A 23,814-nucleotide genomic window follows, 5' to 3' on the forward strand; every position below is an offset into this window, starting at 1 on the left:
GCTCACAGCGGCTGCTGGAGGAAAGCGAAGAGCGCGGCCGTGAGCTCCGCGGGGGCGTCCTCCTGGACGAGGTGGCCCGCGCCGGCGATCGGCTCGAACCGCGCGCCGGGGATGAGAGCGGCGAGCTCGCGCCCCTTCGCCACCGGGATCCAGGTGTCGTCCTCGCCCCAGCAGACGAGCGTGGGGATGCCGATCTCGCCGTACCGGCCCTGGATCTCGTCGGTGTACCGCTGGTCGGCCTGGGCGATCTGCCGGTAGAAGGCCGCTTGGCCGGGGCCGTCCAGCCAGGGCTCGACGAGCCGGTCGAGCACCCCGGGATGCAGGCCGGGACTGCTGGCGGAACCGACGTACTCACGCACCAGGGCGGCGTGCAGCGCCGGCGGCAACTGTTCGAAGACCTCGGAGTGCTCGCCGACCAGCCGGAAGAACGGGGAGCCCCAGGGCGCCACCGCGACCGGATCGACCAGCGCGAGGACCCGGTACCGGGCGCCGTGCAGGAGGTGTTCCCGCAGGGCGACGGCACCTCCGAAGTCGTGGGCGACGACGTCTGGTTCCTCCAGGCCCCAGTGGTTCAGGAGCTCGGTGAAGACCCGGCTCTGGGCGGCGAGGGAGACGTCCTGACCCGCGGCCATCCGCGAGGTTCCGTAGCCGGGCATGTCCCAGACGAACACCTGATGGTCGCGGGCGAGCGAGCGGGCGACGGCACGCCAGACGTACGAGGAGAAGGGCGTGCCGTGCAGAAGGACGACCGGCGGTCCGCCGGGAGGGCCCAGCCGGTCCCACCGGACGTCGCCGGATGTGCTGGTGAAGGTTCGGGTCAGCTTCCAGTCGGTGTCCGTTGCCATCCTTCTCCCGGTTCAGCCGCCCAGCCGGTCCAGCAGCGCGCGGCGCCACCGCTCCGTCTCGGCGATCTGGTTGAACGTGAACAGGTGCAGACCGGCGACCCCCGCGGAGGGGGCGGTGAGGGCCTCCTCCGTGCGGGTCAGCAGCCTCTCGGGGGCATACCCTCCGGGTGCCGCGAAACGCACGAACCAGGAGGCGTGCTTCGCCAGGAAGCGAGTCGACTCCCCCACCCCGATCTTCGTGGCCATCGCCAGCAGCTTCGCCCGCTGCACCGGCCCGGCGACACCGACATACAGGGGCAGGGAGACGTCCCGGCGCCGTATGCGCACGATCCACTCCCCCAGCACCCGCGGGTCGAAGCAGAGGTTGCTCACGAGGTACGTGGCGTGCTCGCGCTTGTCCCACATCGCCTGGATGGTGACGTCGTCGTGGATGAGGGGATGGCTCTCGGGGTAGCCGGTGACGCCGACGTGCGCGAAGGGGCTGCCCAGCTCGCTGAGCCTGCGCAGCACCGGAAGCGCCCCGTCGTAGACCCCTGCGGGCGGGTCGGCGTCGCCCGCAGGGACGAAAACGTCGTCCACGCCCGCCGCACGGAGCTGGTCCACGACCTCCTTCAGGTGCGTGTCGTCCCGCAGCAGCCGCGCCGGCACGTGCGGGACGACCCGGTAGCCGTGGCCCGCGAGCCGGCCGGCGAGGTCGAGGGTCGGTTCCAGGCCCTTGACCGGCGACGCCGTCACGGTGACGACGACGTCGCGCGGGACATGGGCGAGGACCTTGTCCTCGGTCGCCTTCGCGGGCAGTACCTCGTAGCGGACGCTGTGCAGCAGCGCCCTGAGCCCTGCGGTGCCCAACGCCTACCCCGCCTGCTTCTGGGCGTCGCGGTGGCGGTAGTAGGCGGCTTTCGACGGCTCCAGCGGCTGCTTGCCGAGGATCAGGTCGGCGGCCTTCTCGGCGATCATCATCACCGGGGCGTAGATGTTGCCGTTGGTGACGTAGGGCATCACCGACGCGTCCACCACGCGCAGGCCCTCCACGCCGTGCACCCGCATGCTGGTCGGGTCGACGACGGACATCTCGTCGGTGCCCATCTTGCAGGTGCAGGACGGGTGCAAGGCGGTCTCGCCCTCCTTCGCGACCCAGTCGAGGATCTCCTCGTCCGTCTCCACCGACGGTCCCGGTGAGACCTCCCCGCCGTTGTACGGGGCGAGCGCGGGCTGGTTGAGGAGCTTGCGGGCAACCCGGATCGCCTCGACCCACTCGCGGCGGTCCTGCTCGGTGGAGAGGTAGTTGAAGCGCAGGGCCGGGTGCTCGCGCGGGTCCTTGCTCTTGATCTTCACCGAGCCGATGGCGTCGGAGTACATGGGTCCGACGTGCACCTGGTAGCCGTGGTCACCGGCGGGCGAGGAGCCGTCGTAGCGGACCGCGACGGGCAGGAAGTGGAACATCAGGTTGGGGTAGTCCACGTCGTCGTTGCTGCGGGCGAAGCCGCCGGCCTCGAAGTGGTTGGTCGCCGCCGGTCCCTTCCTGAACAGCCACTGCAGGCCGATGAAGGGGGCGCGCCACTTCGCCATGTACGGCTGCATGGAGACGGGCTGCTTGCAGGCGTACTGGACGTAGACCTCCAGGTGGTCCTGCATGTTCTCGCCGACGCCCGGGAGGTCGTGGACGACGTCGATGCCGAGGGCGCGCAGTTCCTCGGCGTTGCCGACGCCGGAGAGCTGCAGCAGCTGCGGGGAGTTGATGGCGCCGCCGCAGAGGATGACTTCCCTGGCGCGGACCTGCTGGAGCGCTCCCCGGCCGCGCTGGAACTCGACACCGACGGCGCGCTTGCCCTCGAAGAGGACGCGGGTGACGAGGGCGCGGGTCTTGACGGTGAGGTTCGGCCGCTTCATCGCGGGCTTGAGGTACGCCTTCGAGGCGGAGAGCCGGCGTCCACGGTGGACATTCCGGTCGAACTTGGCGAAACCTTCCTGGCGATAGCCGTTGACGTCGTCCGTGGGCGCATAGCCCGCCTCCTCGGTCGCCTTGAGGAAGGCACCGAAGAGCGGGTTGGTCGCCGGACCGCGTTCGAGGACGAGCGGGCCGTCGTGGCCGCGGAACTCGTCGTCCGGGTCGGCCGCCAGACAGTTCTCCATCCGCCGGAAGTACGGCAGACAGTGGGCGTAGTCCCAGGTCTCCATGCCCGGGTCGGCCGCCCAGCGCTCGTAGTCCATGGGGTTGCCGCGCTGGAAGATCATGCCGTTGATGCTGCTGGAGCCGCCGAGCACCTTGCCGCGGGCGTGGTAGATGCGCCGGCCGCCCATGTGGGGCTCGGGCTCGGACTCGTACTTCCAGTCGTAGAACCGGCTGCCGATCGGGTAGGTCAGCGCCGCGGGCATGTGGATGAAGACATCCCACGGGTAGTCCGACCGGCCGGCCTCCAGGACCAGCACCCGGTTGGCCGGGTCGGCGGAGAGTCTGTTGGCCAGTGCACTGCCGGCCGAACCGCCACCGACGATGACGAAGTCGTACTGCAGAGGAGCCATGGTGCCTCGTCTCGCTCGCGCCGTAGATATGCGAGGCATGCTAAACCCAGTACCGCTATGCGCACCAGGTTGCGAACAACGCAACTTACCGGGCTTCGTTTCGACGGCGTTACTTGCAAGTGTGTTGTTTACTACGCGTATAGTTTCACTGTGAGCAACTACAGCCCTGACACAGAAACGTCGAATTCGCAAGCCGGCGGCGTGCAGTCGGTGGACCGCGCCATCAGCGTCCTGGAGATCCTCGCCCAGCGTGGCGAGGCGGGCGTCAGCGAGGTGGCGGGCGAGATCGACGTCCACAAGTCCACCGCCTTCCGCCTGCTCGGCGCCCTGGAGGCGCGCGGTCTGGTGGAGCAGGCCGGCGAGCGCGGCAAGTACCGGCTCGGCTTCGGCATCGTCCGCCTGGCCGGCGCGGTCACCGGCCGTATCGACATCACCCAGCAGGGCCGCCCGGTCTGCGAGCGCCTCGCCGAGGAGATCGGCGAGACGGTGAACATCGCCGTCATGCAGGAGCACTACGCGATCAACCTGTATCAGGTGCGCGGCCCGGGCGCGGTCACCGCGCACAACTGGGTCGGCCAGCTGACACCGCTGCACGCCACGTCGAGCGGCAAGATCCTGCTGGCCCATATGCCCGCGAAGGAGCGCGCCGCGCTGCTGTCCGCCGCCGGCCTGAAGAAGGTCACCCCGCGCACCATCACCGCGAAGACGAAGCTCGAGAAGAACCTCGCCGAGGCGCGGGAGCGGGGCTACGCCTTCACCCTGGAGGAGCTGGAGATCGGTCTGCACGCCATGGCCGCGCCGGTCCGCAACCGGGACGGCGAGGTCATCGCGGCCCTCAGTGCGTCCGGGCCCTCCTACCGATTCACCGAGGAGCGCCTGCACGAGCTCGCCCCGGTGCTGCTCAAGGGCGCCGAGGAGATCAGCCACCGGATGGGCTACCTCGGCTGAGTCAGCCCTGAGAGGTGCCCAGGCGCTCGTTCACCCAGTCGTGGAAGGCGCCGATGTGGTGCTCACTGGGCACCAGCACGCCACCCTTGGCGTACATCCGGGAGCTCATTCCGGGCTGCGTGCGCTCGCAGGCGTCGAAGTCCTGTTGGTTGACGCGGTGGAAGAGTTCCACGGACCGGCTGACGTCCTTGCCGCTCTCGACGACGTGCGGCAGATACAGCCAGTCGCATTCGACGATCGTGCGGTCCACGGACACCGGGTACATCCGGTGGAAGATCACGTGGTCGGGCACGAGATTGATGAACACCTGGGGCTTGACGGTGATCGCGTAGTAGCGGCGGTCCTGGTCCTCGGCGACGCCCGGAATGCGGTCGAGCCCCTCGGAGCCGTCGACGGTGAAGCCCTGGACGTCCTCACCGAACTCCGCCCCGTGGCCGACGTAGTACTGGGCGGCATAACCGTCCGCGAACTCGGGGAGCACCTCGGTCAGTTCGGGGTGGATGGTCGCGCAGTGGTAGCACTCCATGAAGTTCTCGATGATGAGCTTCCAGTTCGCCTTCACGTCGTAGGTGATCCGCTTGCCGACGGAGAGGTTCTCGATGCCGTAGCGCTCGATCGACTCGACGTCGCCGAGGCGGGCGACGACCTCACCGATGACGTCCTCCTCGAAGGAGGGCGGGTTCTCGGCGAGGCAGACCCAGACATAGCCGAGCCATTCGCGTACGGCCACGCTCACCAGGCCGTATTCGGTACGGCCCACGTCGGGCATCTTGGTGAGGTTGGGCGCCGCGACGAGCTTGCCGTTCAGGTCGTACGTCCAGGCGTGGTAGGGGCACTGGAAGGCCCGCTTGACCTCGCCGGTCTCCTCGGTGCAGAGCTTGGCACCGCGGTGCCGGCACACGTTGAAGTACGCACGGATGGAGTTGTCACGCGCCCGGGTGACGAGGATGCTCTCGCGGCCCACGTCGACGGTGCGGAAGGCACCGGGCTTCGCCAGCTCGGAGGCGCGCGCCACACAGAACCACATGGTCTCGAATATGCGCTCCTGCTCCTGGGCGAAGATCCCCGGGTCCGTGTAGGAGGAGCCGGGGAGGGTGGCGATCAGGCTGTCCGGCAGGCTGGTCGAGGTCACGGTGCACTCCTCGGGAGAACGTCGTGGAGGGGTCATTCACGCGCCGGGAAGAGCGACTCCGGACGGCGTTGTGTATGGAGCAACGCTGCGTGCTATATGCAACCGCAGCATGGGATGCCGCTGGGGCGGTGTCAAGATGCGGGCCGGTCGGGATGCGGGCGGAGTCAGGAGGCGGTGGCGGCGAGTTGCTTGCGCCAGCGCATGAACAGCCGGGGCTGGTTCATCCCGAGCACGGCGACCGGGTCCCCGGCCCGCCGGTAGACGGCCAGGACGTCGCGGTCGTCCGCGGCGCCCGCCTCGATGGTCACACTGTCCGCGCCGGCCGCGTGACCGGCGAACTGGATCTTCACGCCGTACTGGTCGGACCAGAAGTACGGCGGCCGGGGCACACCCGGTTCCACCGCGCCGCCGGCCAGCAGCGCGGCTATCGCGGCGTCGGGCCGCTCGCGCGCGCCGGTCCAGTGCTCGACGCGGCGATGGAGACCCGCGCGCGGGTCGTACCAGTTGGCGCAGTCGCCGACCGCGACCACGCCGGCCAGGCTGGTGCGGCCGTCGGCGCCGCACTTGACGCCGTTGTCGAGCGCGATGCCGGAACCTTCCAGCCACTCGACGTTCGGGCGTGCACCCACTCCTACCACCACGATGTCGGCGGGGATGCTGCGGCCGTCCTCCAGCAGGACGGCGTCGACACGGGTCTCCCCGCTCAGCCCCTTGACGCCCACGCCGCACTCCAGCCGTACACCGTGGTCGGCGTGGAGGGCGGAGACGATGGCGCCCATGGTCTCGCCGAGCGGTCCGGCGAGCGGTGTCGGGGCCGCCTCCACGACGGTCACGTCGAGTCCGAGGGCATACGCGGTGGAGGCGACCTCGGCGCCGATGAAGCCGCCGCCGATCACCACCAGGCGTCCGCCGCGGGCCAGTTCGTCCCGCAGGGCGCGGGCGTCGTCCAGGGTGCGCAGGGTGTGCACTCCGGCCAGGCCTTCGGAGCCGGCCAGGGTGCGCGCCGCTGCGCCGGTCGCGATGACGACTCCGTCGGCCTGCACCGTCTGTCCGTCACCGAGCACGACCGCACGCCGCGTGTGGTCGAGTCCGGTGGCGCGGACGCCGAGCAGCCACTCCGCCCCGAGGTCCTCGTCGTCCGTCTCCAGGGCGAGTTCGGCCTCGCCGAGCGTGCCGGACAGGAACTCCTTGGACAGCGGGGGCCTGTCGTACGGGCGGTGGAGCTCGTCCCCGATGAGGACGAGCCGCCCGTCGTACCCCTGCTTGCGCAGTGAGCGCGCCGCCGACAGGCCGGCCAGTGAGGCGCCGACCACGGCGACGGTCCTCACGCGGGACCCCCGGCGAGCCGGGCCGAGATGCAGGGCGGCAGGTTGGGCGCGTCGGTGGACAGCCGGACGTGGATCAGGCCGTCCTCGACGACGACCTCGTGCGTCCGCACCGGGAGCTTGGCCGGCGGGGCGTCGACCGCGCCTGTCCTCAGGTCGAACTTGGAAGCATGCAGCGGGCATTCCACCTCGCAGCCCTCCAGCCAGCCGTCGGCGAGCGACGCGTCCTGGTGGGTGCAGGTGTCGTCGATGGCGAAGAGTTCGCCGTCGTCGGTGTGGAACACCGAAACCGGCGGATCGATGTCGAGCCGGTGGGCCTCGCCTCGGGGGAGGTCCTCGAGACGGCACGCGGGAATCATCATGACACCTCGGTGCGTATAACGAAACGGATTGCGGTAAGCGCAACATCAGTCTGAGGTCGCCCAGAACCCTTGTCAAGGCATTCAGAGGGCGCTCACGGCCACCGATTTAGTTGCGTCACACAAAACTCGACTCACATAGAACAACAACAGCCCGCCGTATCGGCTCGCGATGACCCGCGAGCCGATACGGCGGGCACTCAAGGGTCGCCGGTGGGCGTCAGAAACCGCGGTCGACCCACTCCTGGAGGTGCGGGGACTCCGCGGCGATGGTGGTCGTATCGCCGTGTCCGGTGTGCACGACGGTGTCTCCCGGCAGCGTCAGCAGCCGGTCCCGGATGGAGTCGATGATGGTCGGAAAATGGCTGTACGACCGCCCAGTGGCCCCCGGCCCGCCCGCGAACAGGGTGTCGCCGCTGAACAGGGCCCCCAGGGCCGGTGCGTACAGGCAGACCGCCCCAGGGGCGTGGCCGGGCGTGTGCAGCACGGTCAGCTCGATGCCGGCCACCGTGAGGCCCTGGCCGTCGGTCAGTTCGGCGTCCGGCGCCCGGTCGGGGTGGATCTGCTTCCACAGCGGCAGGTCGTCCGGGTGGAGGAGGACCGGGGCGCCGGTGCGGTCGGCGAGTTCGGGTGCGGCGTCGATGTGGTCGTTGTGGGCGTGGGTGCACACGATCGCGGTGAGGCGCCGGTCGCCGACGGCCTCGGCGATGGCGTCGGCGTCGTGGGCGGCGTCGATGACGATCACCTCGTGGTCGTCTCCGACGAGCCACACGTTGTTGTCGACGTCCCAGGTGCCGCCGTCCAGCGAGAACGTCCCCGAGGTGACGAGGTGTTCGATGCGGGCGGTCATCAGAGGACCACCACCGAGCGCAGCACGTCGCCGTGGTGCATCCGCTCGAAGGCCTTCTCGACCTCGTCCAGCGCGATGGTCTCGGTGACGAAGGCGTCCAGGTCGAGCCGGCCCTGGAGATAGAGGTCGATGAGCATAGGGAAGTCCCTGCTCGGCAGGCAGTCGCCGTACCAGGAGGACTTCAGCGCGCCGCCGCGGCCGAAGACGTCCAGCAGCGGCAGTTCCAGCTTCATCTCCGGGGTGGGCACGCCGACCAGGACGACCGTGCCGGCGAGGTCGCGGGCGTAGAACGCCTGCTTGTAGGTCTCCGGGCGGCCGACCGCCTCGACGACGACGTCGGCGCCGAAGCCGCCGGTCAGCTCGCGGATCGCCTCGACCGCGTCGGCGTCCTTGGAGTTGACGGTGTGCGTCGCGCCCAGCTTCCTGGCCGTGTCCAGCTTGCGGTCGTCGATGTCGACCGCGATGACCTTCGCCGCGCCCGCCAGGTTCGCCCCGGCGATCGCCGCGGCCCCGACACCGCCGCAGCCGATGACGGCGACCGAGTCACCCCGGCCCACGTTCCCGGTGTTGATGGCCGCGCCGATGCCCGCCATCACGCCGCACCCCAGCAGACCGGCGGCGGCCGCCGACGCGGTCGGGTCGACCTTGGTGCACTGCCCGGCCGCGACCAGCGTCTTCTCCGCGAACGCGCCGATGCCCAGGGCGGGAGACAGCTCGGTGCCGTCCAGCAAGGTCATTTTCTGCTTCGCGTTATGGGTGTCGAAGCAGTACCACGGCCGCCCCCGCAGACAGGCACGGCACTGGCCGCACACCGCACGCCAGTTGAGGATGACGAAGTCGCCGGGGGCGACATCGGTGACCCCCTCCCCCACCGACTCCACGATTCCCGCGGCTTCGTGCCCCAGCAGGAAGGGGAAATCGTCGTTGATGCCGCCCTCGCGGTAGTGCAGATCGGTGTGGCAGACCCCGCAGGCCTCGATCTTCACCAGCGCCTCACCCGGACCCGGGTCGGGCACGATGATCGTTTCCAGGCTGACGGGGGCGCCCTTGCCCCGCGCGACGACAGCACGGACCTGGTGCGTCATGGCCACTCCTCGGCTGGTCGAGACTTGAATCAGAGGTCATGCGGATGTTGCTCATTACGGCACACATCTCATGTGCCGCAACACAGCATCGTGGAGCGCCGACCGGGGGTCAAGCAGCTCGACGGGGTTCTCTCAGCTGTGGTGATCCCGTCGGAACAGCGCGAACGCCCGGCGGGGTCGTGACCGCACATGCCGGTTCACGACCCCGCCGGGCGCGGGCCCAGCCGATGTCAGCGGGGAGAGGCGGATGTCGTTTCCGTGGACTCCGTGGACTGCTGGGACTCTGTGGGCTGCTGGGACTGCTGGGACTCCGCGTCGTCGTTGCACGCCACGGGGCCGATGCGCAGCTCGAAGTCGCCGTCGTACTTCTCGTGGCCGGCGATGACGGCCGTTTCGATGGCCTCCTTGCCGATGCGCCCCCGGATGATGAGCGGATCGTGGCGCAGATCGCGGGTGAGCGCGATGCACAGGCCGACCATCACCAGGGTGAAGGGCGCCGCCGCGAGAATGGTCAGGTTCTGCAGTCCGGTGAGCGCGTCCCCCTTGCCGCCGCCGATGAGCAGCATGATCGCGGCGACCGCTCCGGTCAGCACACCCCAGAAGATGACGACACCGCGGGTCGGTTCCAGGGATCCGCGCTGCGAGAGCGTGCCCATCACGATCGAGGCGGCGTCCGCGCCGGAGACGAAGAAGATCCCGACGAGGATCATCACGACCACGCTCGTCACCGTGGCGACCGGGTACTGCTGGAGCACGTCGAAGAGCTGTCCCTGGGCCGTCGAGGCGTCGCTGAGGCGCTTCTCGTCCTGGAGGTGCATCGCCGAGCCGCCGAAGACGGCGAACCACAGCAGACTGACGGTGCTGGGCACCAGGATGACCCCGCCCACGAATTGCCGGATGGTCCGGCCACGGCTGATGCGCGCGATGAACATACCGACGAACGGCGTCCAGGAGATCCACCAGGCCCAGTAGAAGACCGTCCAGCCGGCCAGCCAGTCGGCGACACCCTCGCCGCTCGACGCCTCGGTACGCCCTGCCATCTGGGTCAGGTCGCCGAGGAAGGCGCCGATGGAGGTGGGCAGCAGGTCGAGGATGAAGATGGTCGGCCCGACGAGGAAGACGAAGGCCGCCAGGGTCACCGCCAGCACCATGTTGATGTTGGACAGCCACTGGATGCCCTTGGCGATGCCGGACACGGCCGAGGCGACGAAGGCCACGGTCAGCACCGCGATCACGCCGACCAGCAGGCCGGTGCCGACGGATCCCAGCCAGCCCAGTCCGGTGAAGCCGCTGCCGATCTGGAGGGCGCCGAGCCCCAGGGAGGCCGCGGAGCCGAAGAGGGTGGCGAAGATGGCGAGGATGTCGATGACCCGGCCACCCCACCCGTTCGCCCGCCGCTCGCCGATCAGCGGGGTGAACACGGCGCTGATCAGCTGTCGGCGTCCGCGCCGGAAGGTGCTGTAGGCGATGCCCAGACCGACCACCGCGTACATCGCCCACGGGTGCAGCGTCCAGTGGAAGAGGGTGGTGGCCATGGCGGTCTCCATGGCCTCGTTGGCGTCGGCCGGGTCGGTGCCCGGCGGCGGCGTGACGAAATGGGACAGCGGCTCGCTCACGCCGTAGAACATCAAGCCGATGCCCATGCCCGCGCTGAACATCATGGCGATCCACGAGACCGTGCGGAACTCGGGCTGCTCACCCTCCTTGCCCAGGGTGATCCGCCCGTAACGGCTGATCGCCAGCCAGAGGGCGAAGACCACGAAGCCCGAGGCGGCGAGGACGAAGGCCCAGCCGCCGTTTCGGATCGTCCCGTCCAGCAGCTTCCCGGACACGCTCTCCAGCGTGTCGGTCGCGATGGCGCCCCACACGACGAAGGCGAGGGTGAGGGCCGCGGCGACACCGAAGACGATCAGGTCGGTCCGGGGCCCGGCGGATGCCGCCGGGCTTCCCGGCAGATCCGCTGCGACGGGATGGTCACGACTCCCGTCCCTTTCGCGGATATCGTTCATCAGCTCGTCCTTTCCACAGACGGCAGTGGTGTCTTTGTCGCGGACGACGGCAAGGGAACTCGTCGGTGATTCCGCCTGACCGACCGGGACGCCGGAGCGGATGGGAGAACGACGAGAGAAGGGGAGGCGGAGCTGCCGCCAACGTGCGTCGTTGCGGATAATGCATGGTTATTCACTATGAGCAACAACCATCCGGGGGGCGGAGAGGGCTGTCAAGGGGGTCGGACGTGCCAGGTTGCCCGATGTTCGGCTACGGGGCTACGCGTCGGCGGTCACCGGTTCCAGCCGTACGACGATGGACTTCGACGTGGGCGTGTTGCTGACGGCCGCCGTGGAGTCCAGGGGTACGAGGACGTTGGTCTCGGGAAAGTAGGCGGCGCAGCAGCCTCGGGGGGTCGGGTACGGCACCGCCCGGAAGGCGTGCGCTCGGCGCTCCACCCCGTCCCCGTACTCACTGACGATGTCGACGAGGTCCCCGTCGGACAGGCCGCGCTCGGTGAGGTCGTCGGGGTGCAGGAAGAGGACCCGGCGGCCCTGGTGGATGCCGCGGTAGCGGTCGTCCAAGCCGTAGATGGTGGTGTTGTACTGGTCGTGGGAGCGCAGCGTCTGGAGCAGCAGCCGGCCCGGCGGGACCTTGGGGCTCTCCAGCGGGTTGACGGTGAAGTTGGCCAGTCCGGTGGCGGTCGTGAACCGGCGCTCGTCGCGGGGTGGATGGGGCAGGGCGAAGCCGCCCGGCCGCCGTACCCGGGCGTTGAAGTCCTCGAAGCCCGGGATCACGCGTTCGATGCGGTCACGGATGCGGTCGTAGTCCGCCTCGAAGTCCTCCCACGGCACCTGCGGGTCCGTGTCCCCGAGGGCGGCGCGTGCCATCCGGCAGATGATGGCGACCTCGCTCAGCAGGTGCTCGGACGCGGGCGTGAGCCGCCCTCGCGAGAGGTGCACCATGCCCATGGAGTCCTCCACCGTGACCAGTTGGGGTCCGCCCGGCCGCAGGTCGGCCTCGGTCCGGCCGAGGCACGGCAGGATGAGGGCCTGCTCCCCGGCGATGACATGCGAGCGATTCAGCTTGGTGGAGATCTGGACGGTGAGTCGGCACCTGCGCAGCGCCTGCTCGGTCAGGTCGGTGTCGGGGGCCGCGGCGACGAAGTTGCCGCCCAGGGCGACGAAGACCTTCACGTGCCCGTCGCGCATGGCGCGGATGCTGTCGACCGCGTCATGGCCGTGGTGTCGCGGGGGCGTGAAGGCGAACTCGGCGCCGAGCCGGTCCAGGAACGCGGCGTCCGGCTTCTCGTAGATGCCCATCGTGCGGTCGCCCTGCACATTGGAGTGGCCGCGCACCGGGCAGAGGCCGGCGCCCGGGCGGCCGATGTTGCCGCGCAGCAGAAGGAAGTTGACGACGTCCCGGATGGTGGGCACGGAGTGCTTGTGCTGGGTGAGCCCCATCGCCCAGCAGACGACGATCTTCTCGGCGGCCAGCACCTGGCCGAACGCGGTCCGGATGTCCTCCTCGGGCAGGCCGGTGGCCTGGAGGATCTCGTCCCACGACGCCTTGCGGGCGTGCTCGGCGAACTCCTCGAAGCCGTGCGTGTACCGCTCGATGAAAGACGTGTCCAGGCAGGTACCCGGCGCCTCGTCCTCGGCCTCCAGCAGCATGCGGTTGAAAGCCTGGAAGAGCGCCTGGTCGCCGCCCAGCCTGATCTGCAGGAACTGGTCCGCCAGCCGGGTGCCGCCGCCGATGAGGCCGGAGGGCTTCTGGGGGTTCTTGAACCGGAGCAGTCCCGCCTCTGGCAGGGGGTTGACCGCGATGACGCGTGCACCTTGCTGCTTGGCCTTCTCCAGCGCGGAGAGCATCCGGGGGTGGTTGGTGCCCGGGTTCTGCCCGACCACGAGGATGAGATCGGCCTCGTAGAGATCCTCCAGGCTGACGCTGCCCTTGCCGATGCCGATGGTCTCCACCAGGGCCGAGCCGCTGGACTCGTGGCACATGTTGGAGCAGTCCGGCAGGTTGTTGGTGCCGAAGCCGCGGACGAAGAGCTGGTAGAGGAACGCGGCCTCGTTGCTTGCCCGTCCGGAGGTGTAGAAGGCGGCCTGGTCCGGGTGGTCGAGCGCGTCGAGTTCGCGGGCGATCACGGCGAACGCGTCGTCCCAGGAGATCGGCTCGTAGCGGTCGGCACCGGCCGGGCGGTACATCGGGTGGGTGAGGCGCCCCTGCTGCCCGAGCCAGTAGTCGCTGCGCGGGAGCAGATCCTCCAGCGTGTGCTCGGCGAAGAAGTCCGGGGTGACCCGCCGTGCCGTGGCCTCCTCGGCCACGGCCTTGGCGCCGTTCTCGCAGAACTCCGCCTTGTGCCGGTGGCCGGGTTCGGGCCAGGCGCAGCCGGGACAGTCGAAGCCCTCCTTCTGATTGACCCGAAGCAGAGTGAGCAGGCTGCGGCGGGCCCCCATCTGTTCGCCGGCGTGCCGCAGCGAGGAGGTGACGGCGGGGATGCCGGCGGCGTACTCCTTCGGGGGGCCGACCCGCAGTCGGGCGTCGCCGGGGTCCTCAGCAGGTGGCTTGCGAGTCATCTGTAGCGCTACTCCGCGGTGTAGGGGAACCGGGGCCGTGCCATGGCACCGTCGCTGGTTGCGCATTATTCAACTGTACCGTGATACGCAACACGCTTAAGGGAAGCCCGGCCGACGACCCCCTGTCAAGACCCGCAGCGCCTCGCGTGGGCCTCGGCGAGGAGCAGGTAGCTCGCTGCCGTCCAGGTGTAGGCGCGGTCGCGCAGGCCGGATCCGGTGAGAGCGTCGAAGTTCTCGGCGAAGCCGTGGGTCTCGCACAGGGTGCGGAAGCGGGCGCTGATCTCGTCCGCCGGCCGGTGGTGGCCGGCGCGGCGCAGCCCGTCCTCGACGAGGACCGTGGCAGGGGCCCAGATGGGGCCGCGCCAGTAGCCGTCGGAGAGATAGTGCGGCGAACTCGGCAGCTCGGTGGCCAGTCCGTACGGGGTCAGGTGGGCCTCGATGCGGGCGGCCAGTACGCCGCTGATCTCCTCCGGCAGATGCTCGCCCAGCACGACGGGCATCAGGTCGAGAAGGCTGGAACTGTGCCAGGTGTCGCCGCTGTCGACTCCCCGGGCGACGAACCGGTCACCGGTCCAGAGCTGGTCGAGCATCGCCGCCTGCGTCGCCTCGGCGGCCCGCGTCCACCGGCTGGCATCGTCCGGCCGGTCCAAGAGCCCTGCCAGGTCGGCGAGTTCCCGGAGCTGGAGGACGAGGAAGGCTGCCAGGTCCGCGGTGACGACGACGCGTTCGGGGTCGAAGGTGGTGGCGTTGTCCCAGCCGCTGTCGTTGCCGTGCTGGTAGTGGGGCAGTGCGGCGCCGGGGGCGCGCCGTGCGGTGAGCCAGAAGTCCGTCCAGCGTTCCAGCCTGTCGTACGTCTCGGCCAGTTCCGCCCGGCCGGGCGGCTTGGGCAGGCGACGGCGCAGGTGGCCGAACGCCCAGCCGTGGATGGGCGGTTTGACGAAGTTGTGGAGGACCTCGGAGTGGGTGACCGAGTCGGGCAGCGCCCCGGTCTCGTCCTGGTGGTCGAAGGGCAGGTGGTACTGGTCCCAGGCCAGCTCGGGACGGCCGGGGGCCAGGGCCAGGGCGTTGAAGCAGTGGTCCCAGCTCCAGACCTTGTCCATCCAGTGCTTGGACATGAGGACGGCGGGCCGGGTGACGAGACCCGCCGGGCGTACGGTCGCGGACCACAGGACGTAGGCGGCGAGTTCGGCGGCCGGCGTCGCGGACGAGCGCCAGGGGGCCACCGTGTCGACGAAGTCCGCGAAGGCGTTCCGCCCGGCCTCGACGATCTTGCCGAAGGTCGCCGTCGGCGCGTACGGCGGGCGCGCGGTGTCGAGTTCCTCCACCGCGATCTCCCAGAGGTCCTCCGCGTCCGGGCCGGCGGCGACGGTCAGACCTCGGTCGGCACCGCCCAGCGCCTGGCCGCCGAACGTGTCGGTCACTGTGCCGGAGAGCACGGTGACGCGGTAGCGGCGTCCGGTCTCGTACGACGTGAACACGTACGCGTCCCCCGCCGGCTCGCGGAAGAAGTACGTGCCGCTGAACGGCGTCAGGACCCGCGCCGCGGCGAACACTCCGATGCCCAGGCCGCTGCCCCGCAGCCGTACGGTGTCCGGCGACTCGTAGGCGAGGTCGACACGGCCACGCTCGGCGGTCCAGCTGAGCAGTCCCGGCGTCGCCTCGACGCGGGTCTCGGCGCGATTGCCCGTCACCGGGTCCACGGGGAACAGACGCAGGACGGCATGCATGCCGTTCTGGTGCGAGACGAGGTGGAGATCCTCGGCGTACGTCTTCTCCGCCACCACGGGCGAGATGTCGAACCAGGATCCGTACGTGCTGAACGGGATGTCCTGGACGGAGAAGGCCGGTCCGGGAAGGGCGGCGGTCATGGAGTGCGACTCGTTTCTCGAGCACGGGGACTCGAACAGAGGGAAGGGAACTCAGTCCTTGACGGCGCCGGCCGTCACGCCGGCGGCGACGTAGCGCTGGGCGAGGACGAGGATGACCGCGGCGGGCAGCGAGGCCACGACGGCGGTGGCCATGATGGCGTTCCACTCCTGGTTGTTGTTGCCGATGTAGTGGTAGATGCCGAGGGTGATCGGCTCGTGGGCGCCGCCGTTGACGAGCGTGCCCGCGAAGACGAAGTCGGACCAGGACCACAGGAACGCGAACAGGGACACCGTGACGACGGCGTTGCGGCTCATCGGCAGGACGATCGACCAGAAGGTGCGCAACGGTCCGGCGCCGTCCGTCTTCGCGGCCTGGAGCAGCTCGCCGGGGATGCCGGACATGAACGCGGTGAAGATCAGCACCGCGAAGGGGACGGCGAGCGTGGAGTCGGCGACGATCAGGCCGGGGACGGACTGGAGCAGGCCGAGCTGGAGGTAGATGGCGTAGAAGCCCATCGCCATGATGATGCCGGGGATCATCTGGGCGGCCAGCAGGAGGAAGCTCAGCACACCGCCGCCGCGGGGTCGCAGCTTGGCCAGGGCGTAACCGGCGGGGGCGGACAGGGCGACGGTCAGCACGACCGTGCCCAGGCCGATGACGAGGCTGGTGCCGAGGTAGGGCAACTGCTCGGCGAGGACGGTGCGGTAGCCGGCGAGGGTGCCGTGGACGGGGAACAGGTCGGGCGGGCTCTTGCGCATGTCCTGGTCGCGGGTGAAGGACACGTTCAGCATCCAGTAGACCGGGAAGAGCATGAGGGCGGTCAGCAGGACGCCCACGGTCGTCTTTCCCCAGGTGCGGCGGCTCATGAGAACGCCTGCTTCCGCTGGGCCCGCACATAGACCAGGCCGAAGACCAGCGCGGCCACCACCAGCAGGTTGCCGACGGCCGCACCCGGGCCGAAGGCGGGCACGAGGTTGCCGAAGCCCAGCTGGTAGGACCAGGTGGCGAAGGTCGTGGACGCATCCGCCGGGCCGCCCTTGGTCATGATCCAGATGATGTCGAAGACCTTGAGCGTGTAGACGAGGCCCAGCAGCAGGGTGATCGCGGACACCGGGCGCAGCAGCGGGAAGGTGATGCTCCAGAACCGCCGCCAGGGACCCGCCCCGTCGAGGGCGGCGGCCTCGTACAGGCCGGCCGGGATGGACTGCAGGCCGCTGTAGAGCACGACCAGGTTGAACGGGACGCCGATCCAGATGTTCGCGATGATCACCGAGGTCAGTGACCAGGACGGCGAGGTCAGCCAGTTCACCTGGTCGATGCCGACGGTGCTGAGCAGGGCGTTGACGACACCGGACTCGCTGTTGAACATCCACGACCAGGTGGAGGCCGACACGATGAGCGGCAGCAGCCAGGGCACCAGGAACAGGGCGCGCAGGGTCGCCGACAGCGGGAAGTGCCGGTTGAAGAAGACCGCGAGGGCGAGGCCGATGCAGTACTGGAAGACCAGGCACACGGCGGTGAACACCACGGTGTGGAGCAGGGCGGGGGCGAAGGTCGGGTCGTCGAGGACGGTCCGGTAGTTCTCCAGGCCCGTGAACGGTGCGTCGCCCTGGACGAAGGAGCGGACGGTGTAGTCGCGCAGGCTCAGGTCGAGGTTGCGGTAGAGCGGATAGGCGTAGAAGAGGGCGAGGTAGAGGGTCACGGGGGCGAGGAAGGCCCAGGCGGCCCACTGCTGGGAGCCGGACTTTCGGGTCACCGGACCGGCCACCGGGCTTCGGGGCACGTTCACCGGACCCGTCAACGAGCCTCGGACGATGGTCATTTGACGGCGGCCTGAGCGGCGGTCAGCGCGTCCTTCGGGGACTTCGAACCGCTGAGGGCGGACTGTACGGCCTTCCACAACTGCTCCGATATCTTCGGGTACTTGGTGCCCAGGTCGTCGCTGGTGCGTCCCTTGGCCGCCTTGACGGCGTCGACCCACGGCTTCAACTCGGCGTTCGCCGCCACCTGCTTGTCCTGGACCTCGCCGGTGGGGGCCACGTAGGACAGGGTGGTGTCGGTGGCGTAGAGGTTCTCGGTGCTGGTCAGGCAGGTGACCAGCTTCTGGGCGGTGGCGTAGCGGCCGGTGTCGCCCTGGACGGGGACGGTGACGAACTCGCCGCCGGTCGGTGCCGCGGCGTCGCCTCCGTCGGCGCCGGGGACGGGCAGGACGCCGTAGTCGAAGCCGGCCTTCTCGGCGTTGGCCAGCTGCCAGGTGCCGTTCTCGGCGAAGGCGTAGTCGCCGCTCGCGAACTCCTGCCAGCTGGTGGTCTGGGTGTTGTTGATGACGGAGTTGGGCGCGTACCCCTTGTCCAGCCAGCCCTTCCACAGGGACAGTGCGGAGACGGCCTGGGGGGAGCCCAGTTCGGTCAGCTCGGCGCCCGAGCCCCAGAGCCACGGCAGGAACTGGAAGCTGCCCTCCTCGGTGCCGATCGCGGAGAAGGTGATGCCCTTCTTGCCCGCCTTCTTCACCTTCTCCAGCGCCGCCGTCAGCGACGTCCAGTCCTTGATCGAGGCCGTGTCCACGCCGGCTTCCTTCAGCACCTCCTTGTTGTAGTAGAGGGCGAGGGTGTTGGCTCCGATCGGCGTGCCGTAGGTCTTCCCGCCCGACTGGCCGGCGGCGAGCAGGTTGGGGTCGACCTTCGAGGTGTCCAGCTTGTTGTCGTCGGTCGTGGTGAGCACGCCCGCCTCGGCCAGCGTCGAGACGACCGGGTTGTCGACGATGAGGACGTCCGCGGAGTTGTCCTGCTGCGCGGCCAGCAGCGCCTTGTTGGCCAGGTCGCTGGTGTCGAACGCGGTCCGCTTGATCTTCACGCCGGCCTTGGTGCCGCAGGCGTCCAGCAGCTTCGCCCAGGCGGAGCTCTTGTCGAACTGCGGGTACGGGTCCCAGATGGTGTACGTGCCGCTGTCGGCGCCCTTGGTGTCGGTGCTGCCGGAGCCGGAGGAGCAGGCGGTGGCGGTGACGGCCACGGCGAGCGCGGTCACGGCTGCGGCGGTCAGACGGCGCTGTCCGGAGGAACTGTTCATGGCGAGGGTTCCTTTGTTCTGGGCATGCGGGTGGCGAGGGCACGGGGTGGCGAGGCCACGGGGCGGCGAGGAGGAAAGGGCACGCCGAACAGCACCGCCGAGCGATCAGGCGATCGGGCGATCAGCGGGTGAAGTAGGTACGCGGGCGTTGCCCGAGAGGTACGGTCAGGACGCCGTACTGGGCCCGGTGCTGGCCCGCAACGAGATCGGCGGGGCGAGAAGGTGGTGCCGGGGCGGACCGTCGGGATGGTCGAGCCGCTCCACCAGCAGTTCGACGGCGCGTCGGCCCATCTCCTCGGCCGGCACGTCGGCCGCGGTCAGCTGCGGGGTCACGGTTTCCGCCCAGCGGCTCGCCACGACCCCGGTCACGGAGACGTCGCGCGGCACATGTCGGCCCGCCTGGGCGAGCCCCCGGTACAGGCCGCCCAGAGCGGCCTCGTTCAGCGTGACCAGGGCGGTGGTGGCCGGCTCGTCGTGCAGGATCCGTTCCACACAGGCCTGGCCCGAGGCGGCGTCGTCCCCGCAGCAGTACGTCCGCACCGTCAGCCCGCGTTCGGCCGCGGCCTTGGTGAAGCCGTCCAGGCCGCGGTGCGCGGACTCGTACCCGGCCCGCAGCAGCTGCTCGGGCCGGTTGACGAAGGCGACCCGGCTGTGGCCGAGGTCCGCCAGGTGGTGGACGCACGCCGCCGCCAGCGCGGTGTGATCCAGGCCGACCCACCAGCTGCCCTCCGGATGCGCGGTACGGCCGATGGCGACGAAGGGGAAGTCCACGGCGGTCAGGTGCTCCGCCCTGTCGTCCTCCAGCCTGATCTCCATCAGGATCGCGCCGTCGACCCGCCGCTCCCCCAGCAGCCGCTGGAACGAGCGGTCGCTGTCCACGCCGCTCGGCGCCACCAGCACGTCGTAGTCGTAGGCCGCTGCGGCCTCCACGACGCTGCCGATGAAGTCCAGCTGCATCCCGGTGTAGTGGTTGCCGGCCGGCGGGAAGACCAGGCCGATCGTGCTGGTCCGGCCGTTGGCCAGGGCGCGGGCGCTGGCGTTCGGGCGGTAGCCCAGTTCGTCGATGACCCGCTGGATCTTCCGGCGGGTGTCGTCGGAGACCGCCCGCTTGCCGCTCAGTGCGTAGGACACGGTGCTGCGCGAGACACCGGCCCGCCGGGCGATCTCACCGATGTTCACGGCAACTCCTTGCTCGAAGATCGAACCGGTTCGACACCGCGGACCGGCTGTCGAACCGGTTCGCGTGAAGCGAAGTTAGGAACTGGCCGCACGCCTGTCAACACCCTCGACGACACTTGCGGATTTCCCGCAGGAGCCGGAAAAACCTCGTGCCGGAGGGATTGATGCCCCATCTCCCCCGGTGCTAGCTTCGCGAACCGGTTCGATGAAGTGATCCTTCCGACGACCTGACGCCGACAGCGCGCTCTTCCAAGGAGCGTGGGGCTGTCTTTGCACCGACACCCGCAAGAGCGCATCGCCCTCGTGGCGCATGGTCGAACCGGTTCGACGTGTGCCGCCGTCTCGGACCCAAGGATTGAGGACGCAATCCATGCCATCCCCGCCTTCCCCTGACAGATCCGCCCGGCACCGCGCCCCGGCCGCCGTGGCCGTCGCTCTCGGCGCGGGCCTGCTGACCGCACCCGCAGTCCACGCGGAGGCGGCCGACGCGCCCCGGCCCGCCGCCCGCTACACCTTCGACCAGGACGACCTCACCTCCGGCAGGATCACCGACAGCTCCGGCAACGGCCTGACGGCGACCCTGGTGAACGGCTCCACCGCCCAGTCCGTGGCCGGCACGGACGGAGGCAAGGCCCTGGCCCTGCCCGGCGGGGCGCCCGCCTCCGACGGCGCGTACGTCCGTCTGCCCCGCGAAGTCCTCGGCGACGCCACCGACCTGACGGTCTCCGCCCGTGTGAAGTGGAGCGGCGACAAGTCGTCCTGGCAGCGGATCTTCGATCTGGGCACCGACACCACGAAGTACCTCTTCAGCACCCCGTACAACAGCAGCGGGCTGTTCCAGACCTCCGTGACCACCGGCGGAGGCGGCGCGGAGACGCAGGTCCGCGGCTACGCGATGCTGCCCGCGAACGAGTGGCGGACGGTCACCGTCACCCTCGACAGCACCGCCGGCCGGCTCACCACCTACCTCGACGGCGTGGCGGTCTCCTCCGCCGCGACCGGCATCAAGGCCAAGGAGCTGCTGGACGGTTCGGCCACGGCCGCCGGCTACATCGGCAAGTCCTTTTGGCCGGACCCGCTGCTCAAGGGCGCGATCGACGACTTCACCGTGTGGCACGCGGCGCTGAGCGCCGAGCAGGTGGCCGGTACGGTCGGGACCGTGCCCACCGTCCAGGAACTCTCGAAGACGTCCTTCGACGTCCGTACGACCGCTGGGACCGCTCCGTCCCTCCCGCCCGCCGTCCGCTCCTCGTTCTCCGACGGCTACGACCGCGACACGCCGGTCACCTGGGACGCCGTACCGCCCGAGAAGTACGCCCGGCCGGGGACCTTCACGGTGGCGGGCACGGCAGCCGGGCGCGCGGTGAAGGCGAATGTCACCGTGGTCCGCGAGGGAGAGCTCACCGTCGACCTCGGCTCGGACACCGGCCCCTTCCACGGCGGGGCCTCCGGCACCCTCTACGGCGTGTACGGGCCGGACGTCCCCACCAACAACCTCATGGAGGGCATGGGCCTGCGCACGGTCTCCACGAAGGCGCAGGACGGTCCGCAGCACCCCGGTGCCGACGCGCTGGAGGTGGTCAAGCCGCTGGCCGACTCCACCGACGGTGACGTGTACATCTACATGACCGACATCCACCGCGGCTTCCCGTACCAGTGGCCGGGTGACACCCCCGAGGAGAAGCTCAAGCTCTACAAGGAGAAGATCGCGACGCAGGTCGACCAGGTCCTCCAACTGCCCGAGGAGTACCAGGACAACATCGTCTTCGTGCCGTTCAACGAGCCCGAGGGCAACATGTTCGGCACCGGCGAGTGGAGCTACAACAAGGTCAGCTGGCTGAGCGACCCCGACGACTATTTCGCCGCCTGGGACGACGCCTACAAGCTCATCAAGGGCAGGATGCCCGGTGCCCGCATCGCCGGCCCCAACACCAGCGTCCTGTACGACCAGGTGAAGGGCTTCCTCACCCACGCGCTGGCCGCCGGCACCCTCCCGGACGTCATCACCTGGCACGAGCTCAGCCACCCGGAGGCGGTGCGGCAGAGCGTCGCCCAGTACCGGGCGTGGGAGAAGGAGCTCTTCAAGGGCACAGACCGCGAGGGCACCGAGCTCCCCGTCAACATCAACGAGTACGCCTTCAACTACCACACCTCCGTCCCCGGCCAGATGATCCAGTGGGTGTCCGCGATCGAGGAGTCCAAGGTCGACGCGGACATCGCGTACTGGAACATCGACGGCAACCTGTCCGACTCGGCGGTGCAGTCGGGCCGCGGCAACGGCCAGTGGTGGCTGCTGAACTCGTACGCCTCGATGAGCGGGCACACGGTGAAGGTGACCCCGCCGTTCCCCGGCGAGAACTACACCATGCAGGGCGTGGCCACGCTCGACGAGAAGAAGAAGCAGTCCCGGCTGATCTTCGGCGGCTCCACCGGCAAGGGCCACATCACTTTCGCGGACGTCCCGAAGAAGGTCTTCGGGGACCGCGTGCACGCCTGGGTGAGGGAGATCGAGTGGAGCGGGCAGGTGGGCGACCACTCCGGCCCGAAGCTGCTCGCCGAGCAGAACCTGAAGGTCAGTGACGACGGCACGGTGGTCGTCGACTTCGGCGGCGGCGCACTGCCGACGCTGAAGGAGTCCTCGGCGTACGAGATCGTCCTGAGCCGGGCCGGAAGGGCGAAGGGCACGCAGTCCCCGCCCGTGCGCTGGCAGGGTTCGTACGAGGCGGAGGGCGCCGCCCACACCGGGTCCGGCTACTCCAGGAACGGCCCGGAGGGCTCGCCGCGTGACGTGTCGAAGTTCTACACCTCCGGCGGCTACGACGTGGGCGGCCTGCGCACCGGCTCGGACGTCACGCTCGACTTCACCGTGGACGTGCCCGAGGACGGCACCTACGACCTGAGCGTCTTCGCCAACTCCCTCAACACGTTCGACAAGGTGAAGGAGCAGGGCCCCACCAACGTCTTCCTACGGGTGGACGGCAAGGCGGACAGCGAGCAGGAGCTGTACCTGCCGCTCGGCTACAAGTGGGTGGTGTGGGACCACACCGACACCGAGGTCCGGCTCACCAAGGGCAGGCACACCCTCACGCTCGCCGCGAAGAGCCTCGACGGCAAGCGCGCCACCAAGGGTGACGCCATCGTCGACCGCCTCACCCTGTCCTTGCCGGAGGCCTCGGCCGGCACCCACGTGTACGAGGCCGAGCTGGCCTGGCTGAGCGGCGGGGCACGGCCCGCTTACGACCTGCCGACGCAGCCGGCCACCGGCTCGGGAGCGGCCCGGCTGGCGAAGGGCCAGACCGCGACGTTCTGGGTCTACTCCCCCGCCGACCGCGAGGCCACCCTCGAGGTCGACACCCTCGGCGGCTCGGGCGCCCGGCTCTCGGTCAACGGCCACGACGTCCTGCGCCTGGGCAACGGCAAGAGCAGCGTGGCCGTCTCCCTCTCGGGCGGCGTCAACAAGGTGACGGTGACGGGAGGTTCGGCCACGACTCTCGTCGACCGCCTCCGGGTCACGCCGACCGAGGGGACGCTCCCTGCCCGCACGTACGAGGCGGGCGATGCCGAGCTCGCCGGCTCGGCCACGCTCACCCCGCTCTCCCTGGCCACCGACGGCACGGCGATCACCGGCATCGGCGGCGAGCCCGGCAACGGCAACACGGCGACGTTCACCGTGAACGCCGACCGGGCCGGCCGGTACGCGCTGCGCATCCGCTACTCCAATCCCGAGCAGTCCGAGGCCACCCACTACAACCCGGACCCGCTCGCCCGCCACGCCGACATCACCGTCAACGGCGGCGACATGCGGCGCGTCGGCTTCCCGCACAGCTTCCACGCGAACAACTTCTGGGAGCTCACCGTGCCCGTCCACCTCAAGAAGGGACAGAACACGATCAGCTTCCGCTCCGAGGAGCTGCCGAACTTCGACGGCACCACCTACGCCTCGGACACCTTCCCCGGCGTGCTGCTCCGCTCCCGCTACGCGCCGCGGATCGACCGGATCACGGTCGCGCCCTACGCGCGCGAGGTGCGATGAGATGAACCCCACCGGCGGCTTCGCGCCGC

Annotated in this window: 17 protein-coding genes; 2 read left to right on the forward strand and 15 right to left on the reverse strand. The window is 69.7% G+C overall.

Going from position 1 to position 23,814, the window contains the following annotated elements; translation table 11 throughout:
- Positions 1 to 2: 2 nt before the first annotated feature.
- The 3 genes from ACQEV2_RS05960 to betA are packed head-to-tail and all read right to left on the reverse strand — an operon-like array spanning position 3 to position 3,368.
- Positions 3 to 845 carry an alpha/beta fold hydrolase gene (locus ACQEV2_RS05960; RefSeq protein ID WP_433037261.1) on the reverse strand — a complete coding sequence of 281 codons (843 nt, stop codon included), beginning with the start codon at positions 843 to 845 and terminating at the stop codon, positions 3 to 5.
- Between the two features lie 12 nt (positions 846 to 857).
- Positions 858 to 1,694: a 5,10-methylenetetrahydrofolate reductase gene (locus ACQEV2_RS05965; RefSeq protein WP_433037263.1), complete on the reverse strand. Its 837-nt coding sequence runs from the start codon at positions 1,692 to 1,694 to the stop codon at positions 858 to 860.
- A gap of 3 nt (positions 1,695 to 1,697) precedes the next feature.
- A complete protein-coding gene (betA, locus tag ACQEV2_RS05970; protein WP_433037266.1) occupies positions 1,698 to 3,368 on the reverse strand; it encodes a choline dehydrogenase in 1,671 nt (556 codons plus the stop codon).
- Positions 3,369 to 3,569: 201 nt separating this feature from the next.
- Between betA and ACQEV2_RS05975 the strand changes: the two genes are divergently transcribed.
- Entirely contained in the window at positions 3,570 to 4,316 is a 747-nt protein-coding gene (locus ACQEV2_RS05975) for an IclR family transcriptional regulator (protein WP_433054225.1), read from the forward strand.
- 1 nt (position 4,317) lies between these two features.
- Here ACQEV2_RS05975 and ACQEV2_RS05980 read toward each other — a convergent pair whose 3' ends face one another.
- The 12 genes from ACQEV2_RS05980 to ACQEV2_RS06035 form a co-directional block, all read right to left on the reverse strand.
- On the reverse strand, positions 4,318 to 5,448 hold the full coding sequence (locus ACQEV2_RS05980) for an aromatic ring-hydroxylating oxygenase subunit alpha (RefSeq protein ID WP_433037268.1): 1,131 nt from the start codon (positions 5,446 to 5,448) through the stop codon (positions 4,318 to 4,320).
- 164 nt (positions 5,449 to 5,612) lie between these two features.
- Positions 5,613 to 6,776, reverse strand: coding sequence for an NAD(P)/FAD-dependent oxidoreductase (locus ACQEV2_RS05985; protein ID WP_433037270.1), 1,164 nt, complete (start codon positions 6,774 to 6,776; stop codon positions 5,613 to 5,615).
- Complete coding sequence (locus tag ACQEV2_RS05990) at positions 6,773 to 7,135, reverse strand: bifunctional 3-phenylpropionate/cinnamic acid dioxygenase ferredoxin subunit (protein ID WP_433037272.1); 363 nt, start codon at positions 7,133 to 7,135, stop codon at positions 6,773 to 6,775. Before ACQEV2_RS05990 ends, ACQEV2_RS05985 begins: the two co-directional genes overlap by 4 nt.
- A gap of 217 nt (positions 7,136 to 7,352) precedes the next feature.
- A complete protein-coding gene (locus tag ACQEV2_RS05995) occupies positions 7,353 to 7,982 on the reverse strand; it encodes an MBL fold metallo-hydrolase (protein ID WP_433037275.1) in 630 nt (209 codons plus the stop codon).
- Entirely contained in the window at positions 7,982 to 9,067 is a 1,086-nt protein-coding gene (locus tag ACQEV2_RS06000) for an S-(hydroxymethyl)mycothiol dehydrogenase (protein WP_433037278.1), read from the reverse strand. The genes ACQEV2_RS05995 and ACQEV2_RS06000 overlap by 1 nt, the downstream gene beginning before the upstream one ends.
- Positions 9,068 to 9,297: 230 nt before the next feature.
- Positions 9,298 to 11,076 carry a BCCT family transporter gene (locus ACQEV2_RS06005; protein ID WP_433037281.1) on the reverse strand — a complete coding sequence of 593 codons (1,779 nt, stop codon included), beginning with the start codon at positions 11,074 to 11,076 and terminating at the stop codon, positions 9,298 to 9,300.
- 258 nt (positions 11,077 to 11,334) lie between these two features.
- Positions 11,335 to 13,638 carry an FdhF/YdeP family oxidoreductase gene (locus ACQEV2_RS06010; protein ID WP_433037283.1) on the reverse strand — a complete coding sequence of 768 codons (2,304 nt, stop codon included), beginning with the start codon at positions 13,636 to 13,638 and terminating at the stop codon, positions 11,335 to 11,337.
- Between the two features lie 125 nt (positions 13,639 to 13,763).
- Positions 13,764 to 15,506: an amylo-alpha-1,6-glucosidase gene (locus tag ACQEV2_RS06015; RefSeq protein WP_433037287.1), complete on the reverse strand. Its 1,743-nt coding sequence runs from the start codon at positions 15,504 to 15,506 to the stop codon at positions 13,764 to 13,766.
- Positions 15,507 to 15,557: 51 nt separating this feature from the next.
- Complete coding sequence (locus ACQEV2_RS06020) at positions 15,558 to 16,373, reverse strand: carbohydrate ABC transporter permease (RefSeq protein WP_433037289.1); 816 nt, start codon at positions 16,371 to 16,373, stop codon at positions 15,558 to 15,560.
- Complete coding sequence (locus tag ACQEV2_RS06025; RefSeq protein ID WP_433037292.1) at positions 16,370 to 17,329, reverse strand: carbohydrate ABC transporter permease; 960 nt, start codon at positions 17,327 to 17,329, stop codon at positions 16,370 to 16,372. Before ACQEV2_RS06025 ends, ACQEV2_RS06020 begins: the two co-directional genes overlap by 4 nt.
- Positions 17,326 to 18,573, reverse strand: coding sequence for a sugar ABC transporter substrate-binding protein (locus tag ACQEV2_RS06030; protein ID WP_433037295.1), 1,248 nt, complete (start codon positions 18,571 to 18,573; stop codon positions 17,326 to 17,328). Before ACQEV2_RS06030 ends, ACQEV2_RS06025 begins: the two co-directional genes overlap by 4 nt.
- Before the next feature lie 165 nt (positions 18,574 to 18,738).
- Entirely contained in the window at positions 18,739 to 19,752 is a 1,014-nt protein-coding gene (locus ACQEV2_RS06035; protein ID WP_433037298.1) for a LacI family DNA-binding transcriptional regulator, read from the reverse strand.
- Between the two features lie 370 nt (positions 19,753 to 20,122).
- Between ACQEV2_RS06035 and ACQEV2_RS06040 the strand changes: the two genes are divergently transcribed.
- A complete protein-coding gene (locus ACQEV2_RS06040; protein ID WP_433037301.1) occupies positions 20,123 to 23,785 on the forward strand; it encodes a LamG-like jellyroll fold domain-containing protein in 3,663 nt (1,220 codons plus the stop codon).
- Positions 23,786 to 23,814: the final 29 nt, after the last annotated feature.

Source organism: Streptomyces sp. CA-251387, assembly GCF_050936625.1.
Taxonomy (GTDB): domain Bacteria; phylum Actinomycetota; class Actinomycetes; order Streptomycetales; family Streptomycetaceae; genus Streptomyces.